The following is an 18,475-nucleotide window of genomic DNA, read 5'->3' as shown; positions in this document are numbered from 1 at the left end:
TGCGGGCGTGGGTTCAGTTGCCGGTGAAGGCGGTGTATTCGTCGGCGGAGAGCAGGTCGGCGGGCTCGTCGCTCACCTTCACCTTGAACAGCCAGCCGCCCTCGAAGGGGGCGGAGTTCACCAGCGCCGGGTCGTCCACGACGTCCTGGTTGATCGCCGAGATCTCCCCGGTGACCGGTGCGTAGAGGTCGCTCACGGACTTGGTCGACTCCAGCTCGCCGCAGGATTCGCCCGCGGTGACGGTGTCGCCGACCTCCGGGAGCTGGACGAAGACCACGTCACCGAGCGCGTCGGCGGCGTGCGAGGTGATGCCCACGGTGGACACCCCGTCCTCGTCGGCCGCGGTGAGCCACTCGTGCTCCTTGCTGTAACGAAGCTGCTGGGGGTTGCTCATGATCTGAATTCTCCTGGATCGGGGGGCGTGCTCGGTTCGCGGTCTTGACAGGTGGGACGGGCGTGACGCAATCCGACGCCCGAATGGACGGGGCGTTACGGGGTCAGCGCTGCCGCTTGTAGAAGGGGAGGGCGACGACCTCGTACTCCTCCTGGCTGCCGCGGATGTCCACCGCGACGCCCGCCGTGCCCGGCTCGGCGTGCCCGGCGTCCACGTACGCGATGGCGACCGGCTTCCCGAGGGTGGGGGAGGGCGCCCCCGAGGTGACCTCGCCGATCACGGTGCCGTCGCCGGCCGTCACCACGGCATAGCCCGCCCGCGGCACGCGGCGGCCCTCGGCGATCAGGCCCACGAGCTTGCGCGGCGGGCTGGACTCGGCGCGCTTCGCCGCGGCCTCCAGCGCCGTACGCCCGACGAAGTCGCCGGCCTTCTCGAACTTCACGACCCGGCCCAGACCCGCGTCGAAGGGCGTGGTGGAGGTGGTCAGCTCGTGCCCGTACAGCGGCATGCCCGCCTCCAGGCGGAGGGTGTCCCGGCAGGAGAGGCCGCACGGCACCAGGCCGGCCGGCTCGCCCGCCTCCGTCAGGGCCTGCCAGACGGTCTCGGCGTCCTCGGGTGCGACGAAGAGCTCGAAGCCGTCCTCGCCGGTGTAGCCGGTGCGGGCGATCAGCGCCTGCACGCCGGCGACGGTGCCGGGCAGGCCCGCGTAGTACTTGAGCCCGTCGAGGTCGGCGTCGGTGAGCGACTTCAGGATGCCGGGGGACTCCGGGCCCTGGACGGCGATGAGGGCGTACGCCTCGCGGTCGTCGCGCACCTCGGTGTCGAACCCTGAAGCGCGCTCGGTCAGCGCGTCCAGGACGACCTGGGCGTTGGAGGCGTTGGCGACGACCATGAACCGCTCGTCCTGAAGGCGGTAGACGATCAGGTCGTCCAGGATGCCGCCCTCGGCGTTGCAGATCATGGTGTAGCGGGCGCGGCCGACGGCCAGCTTGCCGATGTTGCCGACCAGCGCGTGGTCCAGCGCGTCGGCGGCCTGCGGACCGGTCAGGGTGATCTCGCCCATGTGGGAGAGGTCGAAGAGGCCGGCGCGGGTGCGGACGGCGAGGTGCTCGTCGCGCTCACTGCCGTAGCGCAGCGGCATGTCCCAGCCGGCGAAGTCGGTCATCGTGGCGCCGAGCGCGCGGTGCAGCGCGTCGAGGGCGGTACGGCGTGAGGAATCGGTCATGTTTCAGGCTCCCGGGCAGGGGTGGCGAGGCTGACGTCGTAGGGAACACAGCCTCCCCATCTGTCATCGGAACCTGAGAGGTTCGCCACGACCCCGGTCACGCATCAGGGCTACGGCTTGCACCTTGGGTGGGACCGCCGACGGCGGTCCGCTTTTCAGATGTGCCTAATCCGCGCGGTACGGGGCCTGAGAGATTCAAGGGAGGACTTGCTCCTTCGGCGCCCCGGCGCCCGGCACGACTGCCGGTCCGGGGACTCTCCCGCGCGGGATCGAACGGCCGGTATGGAATTGGCGCGGCCATCATTGCACGACTGTCCGATGTTCGGGCGGGCCGGTGGCGAGGTATCGAGCTTGTACCGCATTACCGTTTCTTGACACTCTGCTCCGGAGGGGCGCAGTGACCGGACCGAACGGGGAGGACGATCACGGTGCACAGGGACAGTGCGTACGCGACTTCGGCCGGGGCGGCACCGGGGAGTGCCCCGCCCGGCGCATCCGGCGAGGCCCGTACCCGGGTCGTGCCCGGGGCGGCACGGCCGGGCCGGGAGGAGACGGTCCCGCCTCGCGCGGTCCCCGCGCCGGTCCGCCCCGCCCGCAGGGGGGCAGTGACCGATCTGCGCGGGAGCGCGGCCGAGCTGCTCGGAGTCGGGGCCGGAACACGGCCCGTGCCCGAGCCCACCGGTGAACTCCGTTACCCGGCAGGTGACGTGCTCGTCGTCTCCGGGCTGCCGGGCAGCGGCAAGAGCACCTTGATCAAGCGCACCGCCGCGGGCCTGGACCAGCGCGGCCGGAGGGTGCGGCGGGTGGACTCCCAGGACGTACGCGACCGGTGGCAGCGCGTGGTGCGCGGCCTCCTCCCGTATGCGCTGTACCGCCCGCTGGTGCGGATGGCCCACTACGCCGGTCTGCACAGCGCCCTCCGCTCGGGCGACAGCGTCGTCGTCCACGACTGCGGGACGCTCGCCTGGGTGCGCCGCTGGCTGGCGCACGATGCGCGGCGCCGCGGCCGGTCGCTCCACATCGCGTTGATGGACGTCCCGCCGGGGGTCGCTCTGGAGGGGCAGGCCACGCGCGGACGCGGGGTCTCGCACTACGCCTTCGCCCGCCACCGCCGCGCCGTGGGGCGTCTGGTCGCGGACGCGGAGGGCGGGCGGCTGCCGGACGGCTGCGCCTCGGCCGTGCTGCTGGACCGTAGGTCGGCGAGCGCGGTGCGGCGCGTCGGCTTCGAGTAGCCGGGCGCCTTTGCGCGCAGTCCGGTTGCCGGGACCGCCCTCCGCGGCTTCCGCGGGGACCTTCCCGTCGTGCGTCGCGTCGTCCGCGTCAGCGCGCGGGCCAGACGGCGGGAAGGTTGATGCCGTCCGAGGAGGACGAGGGCTGCGAGGCGCCCGGCACCTCGGGTGACGCCGGCACCTCGGAGGCGTCGGGGGAGGCCGGGAGCTGCGGGACGCCCGGGAGTTGGGGCAGCCGGGGCAGGCCGTCGAGGTTCGCCGCGGGCAGACCGCCGCCGACCATGACGCTGGTCACCACGTTGACCGTTCCGGTGAGGAGGTTCTGCACGGCGGGGGCGATGGTGTTGGGGTCGCCGGCCGACAGGGCCTGGAGCAGGGTGTCGAGGCGGCTCTGCAGATCGGCGACGGCCTTGGCCTTGAGGTCCTGGCCCGGGTCCCCGGCGCGCTTTGCCCGTGCGGCGGGACCGGGCAGGTCGTAGGCCGGGAGGACGGCCGGGTCCTGGCCGGGGGCGGGCTGGGTGGAGGGCTGTGCGGGGGTCTGCGTCACCGAGGCGAGCGCCTGCTTGATCTCCTCCACGCGGCTGGTGGCCTCGGCGACCGGCAGCTTGCCTTCGGGGGCCTGAAGCACCGCCTGTACGAGATCGTTGACGGGACGGGTGATGCTGCCCATGTCGCCGAGCAGCTTCGCCTGTCCGAGCAGGTTGTCGGCGCCGGGCAGAGGGGCGTCGGATGCCTTCCGCTCGGGCGCGGTGCGGGACGTGGCCCGCGTGTCGGTGTCGGTGACGGCGACGGCGGCACCGGTTCCGATCACTAGTACGCCGCACACAGCGGACGCGACGAGGACGCCGCTCTTCCGGGACATATGCATGGGGAGTGCTCCCTTCGGGTGTTGGTCGGCCTTGATCCCACCGTCAGGAGCCGTGGCACGGTGTGCAACTCGGCTGTTACGCAGAGCGACGCAACCGGCGCAACACCTGCGCGTGCCAGTCGTCACCGATGACCTGGGCTTATCCCATGGTTTCGAGCAGCCCCCGGGAAGAAGCGCAAGTGCAGCCGTTAGGGTGCGTGGGCGATTCGTACGAGACAGTGGATGGGCCCGGTGAACATGACGGAGCAGCACGGCTACTCCCTTCCTTCCGACGGAGTGCCGGCCGACGGCACGCACCCCGCCGCGCCCGGGCATGTCGCGGGCTTTCCGTGCAACGCGCTGGAGGAGACGCTCGCCGCCTCCGTCGGGGTGCCGGGCGCGGGCGCGCGCATCGTCGAGATGCTGGGCCGCAGTCACGTCTGGGTGCCGCTGCCGGAAGGCGGCAGCCGCGAGAGCCGGAACCTCGACCTGCCCACCGTCGAGATCGGGGGCGCCGCGTACGTCCCGGTGTTCAGCTCGGAGCAGCAGTTCCTCCAGGTCGCCGGCGCCCATATGTCCTTCACCGTCGCCCCGGCCCGCGAGTTCGCGCGCGGCCTTCCGCCGCAGCTCGGCATCGCGGTCAACCCCGGCGGCGCGGTGGGTGTCCCGCTGCCTCCTCCCGCCGTGGCCGAGCTCTGTCGCACCGGCCGTTCCGCGCTGGACATGCCGGTGACCGAGTACGGGGCCGGGGGGCCGTCCGGAGGCCGGGTGCGGCTGTTCGAGCCGGACTGGCAGGAGGAGCCGGGCGACTTCCTCGGCGCCGCCGCGGGGGAGTTCGCCGTCACCGGTCTCGTCCGTACCGCCCGCCGGGCGCTGGCCAGTGTCGAGGGCGACGCCCCCGCGCTCTTCATCGGCGTCGAACTCCTGCGCTGGGAACCGCAGGACCGGGACGTGGTGCTCAGCGCCCTCGGCCGGGCGCTGGGATCCGTTCCGGTGCCCTGGCCCGTGCAACTCGTGCTGCTGGACGTCGCCCAGGATCCGGTCGTCGACTGGATGCTGGAGCGGGTACGCCCGTTCCACACCGCGTAGACCTCCGTAAGCTGGTTGGATGAACGAGGGGTGCACGCGACAGGCCGGTGCGGGCCGCGCTGTGCCGAGGAGAAAGGGCGGATAGTCGGTGAGTGCGGGAGGCGGCACGGCTGCGGCGGGGGCCGTGGAGCAGATGCTGGGGCAGGTGACGCCCGGGCGGTACGACGCCTACGAGGCGCTGCTGCGCGCCCTCGCCGACGGCCAGGTGTGGATGCTCCTCTGGAAGGGCTCGCCGGGATCGCCGGACGCCCAGTACGGAAACATGGAGGTGGACGGACTGGGCTACGCGCCCTGCGTCACCTCCTCCCACGAACTGGCGGTCAGCGGCTGGAACCGCGCTCATGAGGTGGTCTCGGGCTACGACGTCGCCGCGTCCCTCTACCCCGAGCACTGGGGTCTCTGGCTCAACCCGCACGCTCCGGGCGGCGGCGTCGGGATCCCGTGGGCCGATCTGCGCCGGATCTCGGTCGGACTCGACCAGCTTCCGGCCGGACCGCTGCGGCTGTCGGAACCGACCATTGAAATTGCCCAGTTCTATGCGCTTTTGACGCAGAACGCCCATCACGCGCCCGCGGTGCGTTCCCTGCGCCGTGCCTGGGTGCAGCCCGCGCTCGGTGCGCCGTATCTGGCGATCGGCCTGGATCTTTACGACGCGAGCCCGCAGGCCGTGGAGTCCGCGCGGGCGATGATGCAGCAGTCGGTGGGTGCGGTCCCCGAGGGGCTGCCGGTGTCGACGGTGGCGATGACGGACGAGTACGACCCGGTGGCGATGTGGCTCCGGAGCTTCGCCCGCCCGTTCTACGACCGGGACGCGCACGGTGCGCAGGGTCCCGCTGCTCCCGTTTCCCCTGCCTCCGGCTACGGCTACCCGCCGCCGGGTCCGGCGCGCGGGAACGCGGCGCCCCAGGGGTGGGGACCCGCTCCGCACGCCTACTGAACCGCCACTCAGTTTGAGCGCGCCTACTGAACGGCTGCTCAGTCCTCGACATCGCTGTCCGTCATCCGGACAACTGGACGCCCGGTCTTGCCCCGTGAAGGGTCCAAGCGCGTTCGCCTTTGCCAAATGATGGGCGTCCGGGCCGTTTTGCCCGCCCGTTTCGCGCCTGTTGTGTGCGGCTCGATGATCCGCTGAGCAGCCCTGATCGTCCGGAATCCGGAGGCTTCCAGGCCACATCACAGTTGCGCATCCTTTCCCAAGGAGGACTGGCCCCTGATCGCAAACGCGATGAAGACTCACGTTCGCCGGGCCATCGGCCCTTTGTGCGATGTGAAGATCAAGGCCGCTACAGCGGCAGGCGCTGGCCGGCCACCGCCGGTCGAGAGGGGTCCCCACCACGATGACGGCACCTATGCACGACACGGTCCCGGTCAAGGGCGACGAGGCCGGTGTTGCCGCTGACGTCACCAAGAAGGCCGTCGAGGGCCGTTCGCTGGGCCGTATCGCCTGGAACCGGCTGAAGCGGGACAAACTGGCGCTCGCCGGTGGTGCGATGGTGCTTCTCCTGATCCTGGTCGCGGTCTTCGCACCGCTTATCACGAGCGTTCTCGGCCATGATCCGAATGAGCATCACGAGGACCTGATCGACCCGCTGTTCGGCACCCCCACGGGGTCCTGGGGCGGCATCAGCTCCGAGCACCTGCTCGGCATCGAGCCGGTCAACGGCCGCGACGTCTTCAGCCGGGTCGTCTTCGGCGCCCGCATCTCGCTGCTGGTCGGCTTCCTCTCGGCCATGGTCGCGGTGGTCTTCGGCACGGTCCTCGGCATTCTGGCGGGCTACTTCGGCGGCTGGGTCGACGCGGTGATCAGCCGCGTGATGGACATGCTGCTGGCCTTCCCCCAGCTCCTGTTCATCATCTCGCTCATCTCCGTGATGCCCGTCCAGCTGCTGGGCCTGGAGGGCACCGGCGTGCGCCTGCTGGTGATGATCCTGGTCATCGGGTTCTTCGGCTGGCCGTACATCGGCCGCATCGTCCGCGGCCAGACCCTGTCCCTGCGCGAACGCGAGTACGTGGAGGCGGCCCGCAGCCTCGGCGCCGGGCAGCGCTACATCCTCTTCAAGGAACTGCTCCCCAACCTCATCGCGCCCATCACCGTCTACACGACGCTGATGATCCCGACCAACATCCTCACCGAGGCCGCGCTCGGCTTCCTCGGTGTGGGCGTCAAGCCACCGACCGCGTCCTGGGGAAACATGCTCTCCACCGCGGTGCGCTACTACGACTCCGACCCGATGTTCATGGTGATCCCGGGCGTGGCCATCTTCGTCACCGTCCTTTCGTTCAATCTCTTCGGCGACGGCGTGCGCGACGCCCTCGATCCCAAGGGAACCCGCTGACTCCCCCCACTTAGCCAGACCCCCTGGGCCCTGCGCAGCCGTGCGGGCCGTGACACACACGGAGGATCCGAGATCGTGACAACCCAACGCACATCGAGGCGCAGACTGGCCGCCATGTCGGCCGTGGCGGTCGCGGCCCTGGTCTCCACCACGGCCTGTGGCGGTGGCGGCAGCGACAGCGACAGCAAGGGGGCCGGCTTCAACGCGGGCGTCGAGAAGGTCGCCAGCGCGTCCGAGAAGAAGGGCGGCACGCTGAAGTTCATCGGCGTGCAGGACGCCGACTCCTGGGACACCACCCGCGGCTACTACGGCTTCGCATGGAACTTCATGCGCTACTACAGCCGTCAGCTGGTCACCTCCGACACGGCTCCGGGCGAGAAGGGCCTGGAGCTGAAGCCGGACCTCGCCAAGAGCAAGGCGAAGATCACCGACGGCGGCAAGACCTACACGTACCAGCTCAAGGACGACGTCACCTGGGAGGACGGCAAGCCGATCACCGCCCAGGACATCAAGTACGGCATCGAGCGCCAGTGGGCGCAGGACGTGCTGTCCGGCGGGCCGGTCTACCTCAAGGACATCCTGGACCCGGACGGCAAGTACAAGGGCCCGTACAAGGACAAGTCCAAGGACAAGCTGGGCCTGAAGGCCATCGAGACGCCGGACGCGAAGACCGTCGTCTTCAAGCTCCCGAAGGCCAACAGCGACTTCGAGGAGATCCTGGCGCTGCCCTTCGCCTCGCCCGTCCGCCAGGACAAGGACACCAAGTCCAAGTACGGCCTGAAGCCGTTCTCGTCCGGCCCGTACAAGTTCGAGTCGTACACGCCGAACAAGAACCTCACCCTGGTCCGCAACCCCGAGTGGAAGCAGTCCTCGGACGACGTCCGCAAGGCACTGCCGGACAAGGTCACGGTCACGCTGCTCACCAACGCCGACGAGATGGACAACCGTCTGATCTCCGGTGACTACGACCTCGACCTCAACCAGACGGGTATGTCGCCCGCCGGCCGCACCAAGGCGCTCAAGCAGCACAAGGAGAGCCTGGACAACCCGGTCATGGGCTACGTCCGCTACGCGGCGTTCCCGCAGACGGTCAAGCCGTTCGACAACATCCACTGCCGCAAGGCCGTGATCTACGGTGCCGACCACAAGTCGCTGCAGAACGCCCGCGGTGGCCCGCTGGCCGGTGGTGACATCGGCACCAACATGCTCCCGCCGGTGGTGCCCGGTTCCGACCCGAGCTACGACCCGTACGGCACGGCGAAGAACGGCGGCAAGGCCGACATCGCCAAGGCCAAGGAAGAGCTGAAGGCCTGCGGCAAGCCGAACGGCTTCAAGACCACCATCGCCGTCCGCAACAACAAGGACGTCGAGGTGGCCACCGCCGAGTCGCTCCAGGCGTCGCTGAAGAAGATCGGCGTGGACGTCGAGGTCGACCAGTACGACGGCGCCCAGACCAGCGGCATCATCGGTAACCCCGAGGTCGTGAAGAAGAAGAACTACGGCATCATCATCATGGGCTGGGGTCCCGACTTCCCGACCGTCCAGGGCTTCGGCATGCCGCTGTGGGACAGCAGCTACATCCTGCCGAACGGCAACAACAACTTCGCCATGATCGAGGACAAGTCGATCGACCAGAAGTTCGACTCGTTCGTCGCGGAGCTGGACGACACCAAGCGGGAGCAGCTCGCCTCCGACATCAACAAGCAGGTCATGGAGGGCGGCTACTACCTGCCGTTCGTCTTCGAGAAGATCATCAACTGGCGCTCCCCGCGGCTGACCAACGTCTACTCGACCTTCGCGTTCAGCGGTCAGTACGACTTCACGTCGCTGGGCGTCAAGTAAACCGATCGCCGGCGCACCCGCCGCTAGGCACGAAGGGCAGGTGAAGGCCGCGATGGCGGCCCGGTGAACTCCCGGACGACCTCCGGGAGTTCACCGGGCCCGCCAGGGGCCCGAGAGCAGTGCTCACTTACATCATCAGGCGGCTGTTCGCCGCCGCCGTGATGCTGATCGTCATCATGCTGGCGGTCTTCAGCATCTTCTTCCTGATTCCGAAGTGGACGGGTGTCGACCCGGCCACCATGTACGTCGGCAAGCAGTCCGACGCGGCGGCCCTGGAGGGCATCCGGGAGAAGCTCGGCCTGGGCGACCCGATCCTGGTCCAGCTCTTCGAGTTCTTCAAAGGCATCCTCGTCGGCCGCGACTACGCCGGTGGCGGCGACACCATCCACTGCTCGGCGCCCTGTTTCGGATACTCCTTCAAGACCGAGCAGGCCATCTGGCCGGTCCTCGCCGACCGTCTCCCGGTGACCATGCAACTGGCCGCCGGTGCCGCCGTCATCTGGCTGCTGATCGGCCTGTGCGCGGGCATCGTCTCGGCGCTCAAGCGCGGTTCCATCTGGGACCGGGGCGCCATGGTCGTCGCGCTCGGCGGCGTCTCGCTGCCGATCTACTTCACCGGCCTGGTCTCGCTGGCGGTCTTCTCCTACGGCCTCGGCTGGGTCAGCAACGAGTACACCCCGATCGAGGAGAACTTCGGCGACTGGATCAGCGGCATGATCCTCCCCTGGGTGACGCTCGCGTTCCTCTTCGGAGCGATGTACGCCCGTCTCACCCGGGCCACCATGCTGGAAGTGATGGGGGAGGACTACATCCGCACCGCCCGAGCCAAGGGCCTGCGGGAACCGGTCGTCATCCGCAGGCACGCCATGCGCTCCGCCATGACCCCCATCATCACGCTGCTCGGCGTCGACCTGGGTGCCCTGATCGGTGGCGCGATCCTGACCGAGACGACCTTCAGCCTGCCGGGCCTCGGCCAGGCCGTGCTCAAGGCGATCGGCGAGCGCGACCTGCCGCTGGTCCTCGGTGTCACGCTGATCACCGCCAGTGCCGTCGTCGTCGCCAACCTCGTTGTGGACGTGCTCTACGGCGTGATCGACCCCCGAGTGAGGCTCGCATGACCGCTGCATCCGTCCCGGAGGACACCCCCGGAACCCAGGTGACGAAGCCGGGTGCCGTGGGCGAGCCGGTGGCCGCGGGGGCGGCTCCGCCGTCCTCGGCCTTCCTCGAAGTCCGCGATCTCAAGGTGCACTTCCCGACCGAGGACGGCCTGGTGAAGGCCGTCGACGGGCTCTCCTTCTCGCTGGAGAAGGGCAAGACGCTCGGCATCGTCGGGGAGTCCGGGTCCGGCAAGTCCGTCACCTCACTGGGCATCATGGGCCTGCACCGGGTCGGCCAGTACGGCCGCCGGAAGACGCAGATATCCGGCGAGATCTGGCTCGACGGGCAGGAACTGCTGACCGCGCCCGCGGACGAGGTGCGCAAGCTGCGCGGCCGCGAGATGTCCATGATCTTCCAGGACCCGCTGTCCGCCCTGCACCCGTACTTCACCATCGGGAAGCAGATCGTGGAGGCCTACCGGATCCACCACGACGTCGACAAGAAGACGGCCCGCAAGCGCGCGGTCGAGATGCTCGACCGCGTCGGCATCCCGCAGCCGGACCAGCGGGTGGACAGCTACCCGCACGAGTTCTCCGGCGGTATGCGGCAGCGCGCGATGATCGCCATGTCGCTGGTCAACAACCCCGAGCTGCTCATCGCCGACGAGCCGACCACGGCCCTGGACGTCACCGTCCAGGCGCAGATCCTCGACCTCATCCGGGATCTCCAGAAGGAGTTCGGCTCCGCGGTCATCATCATCACCCACGACCTGGGCGTGGTCGCCGAGCTGGCCGACCAGATCCTGGTGATGTACGGCGGCCGCTGCGTCGAGCGCGGCACGGCGGAGAAGGTCTTCTACGAGCCCCAGCACCCGTACACCTGGGGCCTGCTCGGCTCCATGCCGCGCATCGACCGCGACCGTACCGAGCGCCTGATCCCGGTCAAGGGCTCCCCGCCCAGCCTGATCAACGTCCCGAGTGGCTGCGCGTTCAACCCCCGCTGCCCGTACGCGGACGTGCCCAAGGGCGGCGTCACCCGCACCGAACGGCCCGAGCTGCGCGAGGTGGCCGTCGGGCACTTCTCCGCCTGTCATATGGCGCAGGAGGACCGGGAGCGGATCTGGACCGAAGAGATTGCGCCGAAATTGTGAGCGACGCACGCGAGGCCGCCGGCCGGCAGATCGACGATGGCAGCACCTCTGCGCCGAGTGGGCGGAGAAGTGATCAGGAGGGTGCTGTGAGCGACGCACGCGAGGCCGCCGGCCGGCCGGGGGTACTGCCCACGCCGAAGGCTGTGGGGGAGACGACGATGGCAGCACCTCTGCGCCGAGTGGGCGGAGAAGCGATGAGGAGGGTGCTGTGAGCGAGGACGAGCCGATGACGATCCCCGGACAGGCCGGCGCGGCCGACTCGGAAGCCGTGGCCACGACGGCGACCTCACCGGACCCACGGCCCGGTGAGACGCTGCTCAGGGTGACGGGGCTGACGAAGCACTTCCCGATCACCAAGGGCATCCTCAAGCGCCAGGTGGGCGCGGTGAAGGCGGTCGACGGCATCGACTTCGACGTGCGGGCGGGCGAGACCCTCGGCGTCGTCGGCGAGTCCGGCTGCGGCAAGTCCACCATGGGCCGTCTCATCACGCGCCTGCTCGAACCGAGCGCCGGGACGATCGAGTTCGAGGGCCAGGACATCACCCACCTGGGCACGGGCCGGATGCGGCCGCTGCGCCGCGACGTCCAGATGATCTTCCAGGACCCGTACTCGTCGCTGAATCCGCGGCACACGGTCGGCGCGATCGTCAGTGCCCCGTTCAAGCTGCAGGGCGTGCGGCCGGAGGGCGGCGTCAAGCGCGAGGTCCAGCGTCTGCTGGAGGTCGTCGGCCTCAACCCCGAGCACTACAACCGCTATCCGCACGAGTTCTCCGGCGGCCAGCGGCAGCGCATCGGCATCGCGCGGGCGCTGGCGCTCAAGCCGAAGCTGGTCGTGGCGGACGAGCCGGTGTCCGCGCTGGACGTGTCGATCCAGGCGCAGGTGGTCAACCTGCTGGACGACCTCCAGGACGAGATGGGCCTGACGTACGTGATCATCGCCCACGACCTCTCGGTGATCCGGCACGTCTCGGACCGGATCGCGGTCATGTACCTCGGCAAGCTCGTGGAACTCACCGACCGCAAGTCGCTGTACGAGACTCCGATGCACCCGTACACCCGCGCGCTGCTCTCCGCGGTGCCGGTGCCCGACCCCAGGCGGCGTGCCAAGCGCGACCGGATCCTGCTGCAGGGTGACGTCCCGTCGCCGATACAGCCGCCGTCCGGCTGTCGTTTCCACACCCGTTGCTGGAAGGCGACAGAGGTGTGCACGAAGAAGGAGCCGCCGCTCGTGGCCATGCGGGCGGGGCATCAGGTGGCCTGCCACCACCCGGAGAACGCGCCGGACCAGGCGCCCGGGGACGCGCCGCTTCCGGGTGCGGCCGAGGTGGCCGAAGTCATCACGAAGAACGGCTAGGGCGGTCGGCCCGCCACCAGGGCCGCTCGCCAACCGGCCGTCCGTCGGCCGGAGTTCACAGGCCCATGCGCCCCTGGGGTGTGTGGGCCTGCGGCATTACGCGTCCGCCCCGGGCCGGTTGTCCTGCGGCCGGGGCAGGTGCACCCCGAAGTACACGGCCGCCAGGCGCAGCGCGAAGACCAGGGCGGCCGACAGTGCGGTGGCCGTCGTCGCGTCCACACCGGCCGCGTCGAGGGCGAGATACGCGCCGGCTCCGGCGGCCGCGGCCGTCGCGTACACGTCCTCGCGGAGCAGCAGCGGCGGGAACTCCCCGCACAGCACGTCGCGCACCACTTCGCCCGTGACCCCGGTGATGACCCCGAAGATGATCACGGCGAGCGGTGTGACGCCCGAGTCGATGGCCGCCTGGGCGCCGATCACCGTGACGACGGAGAGGCCGAGCGCGTCGACGAGCAGCAGTGAGCGCTCGGGCAGCGACCAGAAGCGGAGGTAGACGATCGTGGCGCCGCCGACGGCGGCGATGACGGTGAGCAGGACCCAGTCGTGCGTCCAGTACAGCGGATGCCGGTCGAGCATCAGATCCCGCAGCGTGCCACCGGAGATGGAGGCGGCGAAGGCCAGGGCCAGGCCGCCGAAGGGATCCATATTGGCGCGGTGGGCGGCCAGCACCCCGCTCGCCGCGAAGGCGGAGACGCCCACCAGGTACAGCATGTGCAGCATGATCGTTCCCAGGTCGGATCCGTGCGCCGGCCGCCGGAGCACCGGCGCATCATCTCAGCCGAGGCCCGAGCTACCCGTCAGTAACAAAACGGTGTAGCGTGCAGCCCATGGCACAGTGCACGACACAGGCAACCATCGGCGACAGCGAGTTCGATCGCGACACCGCCGTCACGCGGCGCGCATCCGGCATCTACGACGCCGAGCTGTCCGAAGGCTGGACCATCATCCGGGCCGTCAACGGCGGCTACCTGCTGGCGATGCTCGGCCGTGCCCTGGGTGAGACCCTCCCGCACCCCGACCCCTTCACGATCACCGCGCACTACCTCACCGCGTCCCGGCCCGGACCCGCCGAGATCCGTACCGAGACCGTGCGGACGGGCCGGACCATGTCCACCGGCCAGGCGTCCCTGGTCCAGCGGGACGAGACCGGCGCCGAGGTCGAGCGCATCCGCGTCACCGCGCACTACGGCGACCTCGCCGCCCTCCCCGACGACATCCGCACCTCGGCCAAGCCCCCGGCCATCCCCCCGTACGAGCACTGCCTCGGGCCGCGGAACGGGCAGAACGCGGCCGCTCCGGCAGCCTCCCCCTTCCCCGGCAGTTCGGCCATCACCGACCGCCTCGACATCCGGCTCGACCCGGCCACCGCGGGCTGGGCCGTCGGGCAGCCGTCGGGGCGGGGCGAGATGCGTGCCTGGTTCGGTCTCGCCGACGGCCGCGACGCCGACCCGCTGTCCCTGCTGCTCGCCGTCGACGCCCTGCCGCCCACGGCATTCGAACTCGGCCATGTCGGCTGGGTGCCCACCGTCGAACTGACCACCCACGTACGCCACCGGCCCGCGCCCGGTCCGCTGCGGGTCTCCATCACCACCCGGAACATGGCAGGCGGGTTCCTGGAGGAGGACGCCGAGGTCTGGGACAGCGAGGACCGGCTGGTGGCCCAATCCCGCCAGCTCGCACGGGCGTTGCTCATCTGAGGCCGCGGAGCTCCCTGACCCGGGTTCCCGGGGTCACCGGGCTCTCCGGCCTGTCTCGCGCCGACCGGGGGCCTGAAAGCCCCGGTGCTCCGCACTCCGGTACGGAGGCCCTGAGGTCTCCGGCCTCCCCGCACCCCGGTCCGCTGGATCTTCGGCCGGGCCGTCGCGACCGGCGGCGGCCGGCTCCTCCATGCCCCGTGCCCGGGCAGGTCCCGCCGCTTCCGCGGCCGGACGCCTCGGGGGCAGCCGCACGCCCGTCCCCGCGCCTTCGAGGACGCGCGGGGGAAGGGCCCCGGCCCCGCTCGTAGAATCGTGGGCATCATGGCCTACCTCGACCACGCCGCCACCACCCCGATGCTCCCCGAGGCGGTGCGGGCGATGACCGCCCAGCTCGCCGTCACCGGGAACGCCTCCTCGCTGCACGCCGCCGGCCGGCGGGCACGCCGTACGGTCGAGGAGTCGCGGGAAACCCTCGCCGCCGCGCTCGGCGCCCGGCCCAGCGAGGTGGTGTTCACCGCGGGCGGCACGGAGTCCGACAACCTCGCGGTCAAGGGGCTCTACTGGGCCCGCAGAGCCACCGATCCGCGGCGTACGCGCGTCCTGGCGAGCCCGGTCGAACACCATGCCGTGCTCGACGCCGTCGACTGGCTCTCCGAGCACGAGGGCGCGCGCGTGGAGTACCTGCCCGTCGACTCCTACGGCCGCGTCCACCCCGGCGACCTGCGCGAGGCCATCGCCCGCGACCCCTCGGACGTCGCGCTCGCGACCGTGATGTGGGCGAACAACGAGATCGGCACCGTCATGCCGGTCCGCGAACTCGCCGCTGTGGCCGCCGAGTTCGGGATCCCGCTGCACGCGGACGCCGTCCAGGCCTTCGGACAGCTCGACGTCGACTTCGCCGGATCGGGCCTCGCCGCGATGACGGTCAGCGGCCACAAGATCGGCGGCCCGTACGGCATCGGGGCGCTGTTGCTGCGCCGCGAGGAGACGCCCGTACCCCTGCTCCACGGCGGAGGGCAGGAGCGGCACGTACGGTCCGGGACGCTCGACGTACCGGCCGTCGCCGCCTTCGCGGCCGCCGCCGAGCACGCCGCCGGACATCACGCCGCCTTCGCGCGGGAGATCGGCGCGCTGCGCGACAAGCTGATCACCGCGGTGCGCACGGCGGTCCCGGACGCCGTCCTCGGAGGGGACCCGGACCCTGCGGGAAGGCTGCCCGCCAACGCGCACTTCTCCTTCCCCGGCTGCGAGGGCGACTCGCTGCTGCTGCTTCTGGACGCCCAGGGCATCGAGTGCTCCACTGGCTCGGCCTGCACCGCCGGTGTAGCCCAGCCCAGCCACGTCCTGCTCGCCACGGGGACGGACCCGGAGCTGGCCCGCGGAACCCTCCGCTTCTCCTTCGGGCACACCTCCACGGCCGAGGACGTGGACGCGGTGGCGGCGGCGATCGGTCCTGCGGTCGAGCGGGCGCGCACCGCAGGGCTCTCTTAGCGGCGCACGGCGGGGCTCTCGTAGCGGCGCACGGCGGGGCTCTCGTAGCGGCGTCGGGGGGTGCCTGCGCCGAGATGTCGAGGTGTCGCGGGGGCTACGCCGCCCGGCGACTCGCTTCCCGGACGAGCTTGATGTAGCGGTCCCAGTCCCAGTGGGGCCCGGGGTCGGTGTGGTCGGTGCCGGGCACCTCCACATGCCCGACGATGTGCGCGCGGTCGACGGGTATCGCGTACCGCGCGCATATCCCGGCGGTCAGCCGCGCGGAGGAGCGGTACATCGCGTCGGTGAACGAGCCGGGACGGTCCACGAAGCCCTCGTGCTCGATCCCGATGCTGCGCTCGTTGAACCCCCGGTTCCCCGCGTGGTACGCGACGTCCAGCTCGCGGATCATCTGCGCTATGTGCCCGTCCTTGCGCACGACGTAGTGGGTGGCCGCGCCGTGCTCCGGATCCCGGAAGACCTTGAGCGCGATCGGATAGCTGCCCTCGACGACATGGATCACCACACGGTCGATCGCGTAGTCGTCCGGCCGGTCGGCCATGCGCCAGTTCGCCGTGGAAGCGGCGATCCACTGGGCGCCGCGGTGGTCGAGCTCGCCCTCCTTGCGCGGCTTGTCGTTGCCGGGGATCCGCCACCAGAAGCGGGAGAGCTGCTCCGAGCCCAGCACCCCGGCCGTGCCGAGGGCCGCGGCGGCTCCGCCGGCGATCAGGGCGCGACGGCTCAGCCCGGCACGGCGCGGTGTGCCGCTGCCGGTGCGGCGCTCCGCGCGGGTCTCCCCGCGGGCCTGCTCGTCCATCCGCCCCCTTCATGTGCGCGGTCCTCCGCTACATAACGCCTTCGGGGTCCCGCGCGGTTCCCCTTACCCTGGAGACGCTATGAACGCCTCTCCCGTCCCCCAGCCCAGCCCGGCCGCGCCCGCGGGTCCCCGCGACGGCCGCCGCCTCCGCGTGCTCGCCGCCATGTCCGGCGGCGTCGACTCCGCCGTCGCCGCGGCCCGCGCCGCCGAAGCGGGCCACGATGTGACCGGTGTGCACCTCGCGCTCTCCGCCAATCCCCAGTCCTTCAGGACCGGGGCCCGCGGCTGCTGCACGATCGAGGACTCCCGCGACGCCCGCCGTGCCGCCGACGTGATCGGCATCCCCTTCTACGTCTGGGACCTCGCCGACCGGTTCCGCCAGGACGTCGTCGAGGACTTCGTCGCCGAGTACGCCGCGGGCCGTACCCCCAACCCCTGTCTGCGCTGCAACGAGAAGATCAAGTTCGCGGCGCTGCTGGACAAGGCGCTCGCCCTCGGCTTCGACGCCGTGTGCACCGGCCACTACGCGACCGTGGTCCTGCGCGAGGACGGCAGCCGCGAGCTGCACCGCGCCACCGACATGGCCAAGGACCAGTCGTACGTCCTCGGCGTCCTGGACGAGCGGCAGCTGGCCCACGCCATGTTCCCCCTCGGCGACACCCGCACCACCAAGGACGAGATCCGCGCGGAGGCCGAGGCCCGGGGCCTGGCCGTGGCCAAGAAGCCGGACAGCCACGACATCTGCTTCATCGCCGACGGCGACACCCAGGGCTTCCTCTCCCGGCACCTCGGCACCTCCGACGGCGACATCCTCGACGAGGACGGCAGCAAGGTCGGCACCCACACCGGCGCGTACGGCTACACCATCGGCCAGCGCAAGGGCCTGCGGCTCGGTGTCCCCGCGCCCGACGGCAAGCCGCGCTACGTCCTGGACATCTCGCCGGTGGACAACACCGTCACCGTCGGCCCCTCCGAGGCCCTCGACGTCACCGCCCTCACCGGGATCAAGCCGCGCTGGTGCGGTACGCCTCCCACCGGCCCCGGCACGTACACCGCGCAGCTCCGTGCCCATGGCGGGGAGACCGAGGTGAGCGCCGAGTTCGCCGACGGGGAGTTGCGGGTCGCCTTCGCCGAGCCCGTCCGCGGTGTGGCCCCCGGCCAGGCGATCGTCCTGTACGACGGCTCGCGCGTCGTGGGCTCGGCGACGATCGCGACGACGGAGCGTGCCCGGCCGGCCGTGCCCTCGTCCTCCTGACGCCTCACGCCTGACGCCTGACGCGTGACGCCTCACGCCTCACGCCTCACGCCTCACGCCTCATGCCCCGGGCCTCCGCGGGCCGGGGGCGCACGGCAGAGCGCTCGTAGAGTGGCGGGCATGAACATCTGCGTCTTCTGCTCCGCGGCCGACCTCGACGAGCGCTACACGCGCCCCGCCCGCGAGTTCGCCGAGCTGCTCGGCAGGGCCGGGCACACGCTCGTCTGGGGTGGCTCGGACGTCGGTCTGATGAAGGTCGTGGCCGACGGGGTGCAGAAGGCGGGCGGCCGGCTGGCCGGGGTCTCGGTGGAGTTCCTGTCCCACGTGGCCCGTACCGGCACGGACGAGATGGTGATCACCAAGGACCTCGCCGAGCGCAAGGCGGAGATGCTGGCACGCGCCGACGCAGTCGTGATCATGGTGGGCGGCACCGGCACGCTCGACGAGGCGACAGAGATCCTGGAGCTGAAGAAGCACCGCATCCATGAAAAGCCGGTCCTGCTGCTCAACACCGCGGGCTTCTACGACGGTCTGGAACAGCAGTTCCAGCGCATGGAGGACGAAGGCTTCCTGCCCCTGCCGCTCAGCGAACTCGTCGTCTTCGCCGAGGATCCGGTGCGAGCTCTGGCGCACCTGGAGGAAGCAGCGCGCCTGCGGTGAGGCAAGCTGAGG

Annotated in this window: 17 protein-coding genes and 1 riboswitch; of the genes, 12 read left to right on the top strand and 5 right to left on the bottom strand. The window is 70.7% G+C overall.

Annotation, left to right across the window (positions count from 1 at the left end; genetic code table 11):
• Window positions 1-13 precede the first annotated feature (13 nt).
• A complete protein-coding gene (gene gcvH / locus ACGFNH_RS09475; RefSeq protein ID WP_393652463.1) occupies window positions 14-394 on the bottom strand; it encodes a glycine cleavage system protein GcvH in 381 nt (126 codons plus the stop codon).
• Window positions 395-497: 103 nt separating this feature from the next.
• Window positions 498-1,619 (bottom strand): glycine cleavage system aminomethyltransferase GcvT, encoded by a 1,122-nt coding sequence (gene gcvT / locus ACGFNH_RS09470; RefSeq protein WP_393652462.1) that lies wholly within the window; start codon window positions 1,617-1,619, stop codon window positions 498-500.
• A 165-nt stretch (window positions 1,620-1,784) separates the two neighbouring features.
• Window positions 1,785-1,891: riboswitch (glycine riboswitch) on the bottom strand.
• A gap of 156 nt (window positions 1,892-2,047) precedes the next feature.
• Here gcvT and ACGFNH_RS09465 point away from each other — a divergent pair.
• Window positions 2,048-2,851 carry an AAA family ATPase gene (locus ACGFNH_RS09465; RefSeq protein WP_393652461.1) on the top strand — a complete coding sequence of 268 codons (804 nt, stop codon included), beginning with the start codon at window positions 2,048-2,050 and terminating at the stop codon, window positions 2,849-2,851.
• Window positions 2,852-2,939: 88 nt separating this feature from the next.
• Here the strand turns inward: ACGFNH_RS09465 and ACGFNH_RS09460 are convergent, their stop codons facing one another.
• Window positions 2,940-3,716: a hypothetical protein gene (locus ACGFNH_RS09460; protein WP_393652460.1), complete on the bottom strand. Its 777-nt coding sequence runs from the start codon at window positions 3,714-3,716 to the stop codon at window positions 2,940-2,942.
• A 237-nt stretch (window positions 3,717-3,953) separates the two neighbouring features.
• Between ACGFNH_RS09460 and ACGFNH_RS09455 the strand changes: the two genes are divergently transcribed.
• From ACGFNH_RS09455 to ACGFNH_RS09425, 7 genes are all read left to right on the top strand, one after another.
• Window positions 3,954-4,784, top strand: coding sequence for an enhanced serine sensitivity protein SseB (locus ACGFNH_RS09455; RefSeq protein WP_393652912.1), 831 nt, complete (start codon window positions 3,954-3,956; stop codon window positions 4,782-4,784).
• A gap of 133 nt (window positions 4,785-4,917) precedes the next feature.
• Window positions 4,918-5,721 (top strand): enhanced serine sensitivity protein SseB C-terminal domain-containing protein, encoded by an 804-nt coding sequence (locus tag ACGFNH_RS09450; RefSeq protein ID WP_393652911.1) that lies wholly within the window; start codon window positions 4,918-4,920, stop codon window positions 5,719-5,721.
• A 400-nt stretch (window positions 5,722-6,121) separates the two neighbouring features.
• Window positions 6,122-7,120 (top strand): ABC transporter permease, encoded by a 999-nt coding sequence (locus tag ACGFNH_RS09445; protein WP_393652459.1) that lies wholly within the window; start codon window positions 6,122-6,124, stop codon window positions 7,118-7,120.
• Window positions 7,121-7,195: 75 nt separating this feature from the next.
• Window positions 7,196-8,962: an ABC transporter substrate-binding protein gene (locus ACGFNH_RS09440; protein WP_393652458.1), complete on the top strand. Its 1,767-nt coding sequence runs from the start codon at window positions 7,196-7,198 to the stop codon at window positions 8,960-8,962.
• Between the two features lie 119 nt (window positions 8,963-9,081).
• A complete protein-coding gene (locus ACGFNH_RS09435; protein ID WP_393652457.1) occupies window positions 9,082-10,080 on the top strand; it encodes an ABC transporter permease in 999 nt (332 codons plus the stop codon).
• The gene (locus tag ACGFNH_RS09430) at window positions 10,077-11,210 is read left to right on the top strand and encodes an ABC transporter ATP-binding protein (protein WP_393652456.1); all 1,134 of its coding nucleotides are present in this window, start codon (window positions 10,077-10,079) and stop codon (window positions 11,208-11,210) included. The genes ACGFNH_RS09435 and ACGFNH_RS09430 overlap by 4 nt, the downstream gene beginning before the upstream one ends.
• Window positions 11,211-11,436: 226 nt before the next feature.
• Window positions 11,437-12,564, top strand: coding sequence for an ABC transporter ATP-binding protein (locus ACGFNH_RS09425; protein ID WP_393652910.1), 1,128 nt, complete (start codon window positions 11,437-11,439; stop codon window positions 12,562-12,564).
• A 96-nt stretch (window positions 12,565-12,660) separates the two neighbouring features.
• On the opposite strand, the gene ACGFNH_RS09420 is transcribed toward ACGFNH_RS09425, so the two are convergent.
• The gene (locus ACGFNH_RS09420) at window positions 12,661-13,284 is read right to left on the bottom strand and encodes a trimeric intracellular cation channel family protein (RefSeq protein ID WP_393652455.1); all 624 of its coding nucleotides are present in this window, start codon (window positions 13,282-13,284) and stop codon (window positions 12,661-12,663) included.
• 107 nt (window positions 13,285-13,391) lie between these two features.
• Between ACGFNH_RS09420 and ACGFNH_RS09415 the strand changes: the two genes are divergently transcribed.
• The gene (locus ACGFNH_RS09415; protein WP_393652454.1) at window positions 13,392-14,261 is read left to right on the top strand and encodes a thioesterase family protein; all 870 of its coding nucleotides are present in this window, start codon (window positions 13,392-13,394) and stop codon (window positions 14,259-14,261) included.
• 321 nt (window positions 14,262-14,582) lie between these two features.
• The gene (locus tag ACGFNH_RS09410; RefSeq protein ID WP_393652453.1) at window positions 14,583-15,752 is read left to right on the top strand and encodes a cysteine desulfurase family protein; all 1,170 of its coding nucleotides are present in this window, start codon (window positions 14,583-14,585) and stop codon (window positions 15,750-15,752) included.
• A gap of 94 nt (window positions 15,753-15,846) precedes the next feature.
• Here the strand turns inward: ACGFNH_RS09410 and ACGFNH_RS09405 are convergent, their stop codons facing one another.
• Entirely contained in the window at window positions 15,847-16,548 is a 702-nt protein-coding gene (locus ACGFNH_RS09405; protein WP_393652452.1) for an N-acetylmuramoyl-L-alanine amidase, read from the bottom strand.
• Window positions 16,549-16,627: 79 nt separating this feature from the next.
• Here ACGFNH_RS09405 and mnmA point away from each other — a divergent pair, with 79 nt between their 5' ends.
• Window positions 16,628-17,803 carry a tRNA 2-thiouridine(34) synthase MnmA gene (gene mnmA / locus ACGFNH_RS09400; protein WP_393652451.1) on the top strand — a complete coding sequence of 392 codons (1,176 nt, stop codon included), beginning with the start codon at window positions 16,628-16,630 and terminating at the stop codon, window positions 17,801-17,803.
• Between the two features lie 120 nt (window positions 17,804-17,923).
• Window positions 17,924-18,463: a TIGR00730 family Rossman fold protein gene (locus ACGFNH_RS09395; RefSeq protein ID WP_393652450.1), complete on the top strand. Its 540-nt coding sequence runs from the start codon at window positions 17,924-17,926 to the stop codon at window positions 18,461-18,463.
• The last annotated feature ends 12 nt before the right edge of the window (window positions 18,464-18,475 follow it).

Origin of the sequence: Streptomyces sp. NPDC048639 (genome assembly GCF_043199075.1) — a bacterium.
Lineage (GTDB): Bacteria > Actinomycetota > Actinomycetes > Streptomycetales > Streptomycetaceae > Streptomyces.
The sequence above is the reverse complement of the archived record's forward strand: the minus strand, read 5'-3'. Positions and strand labels throughout refer to the sequence as shown.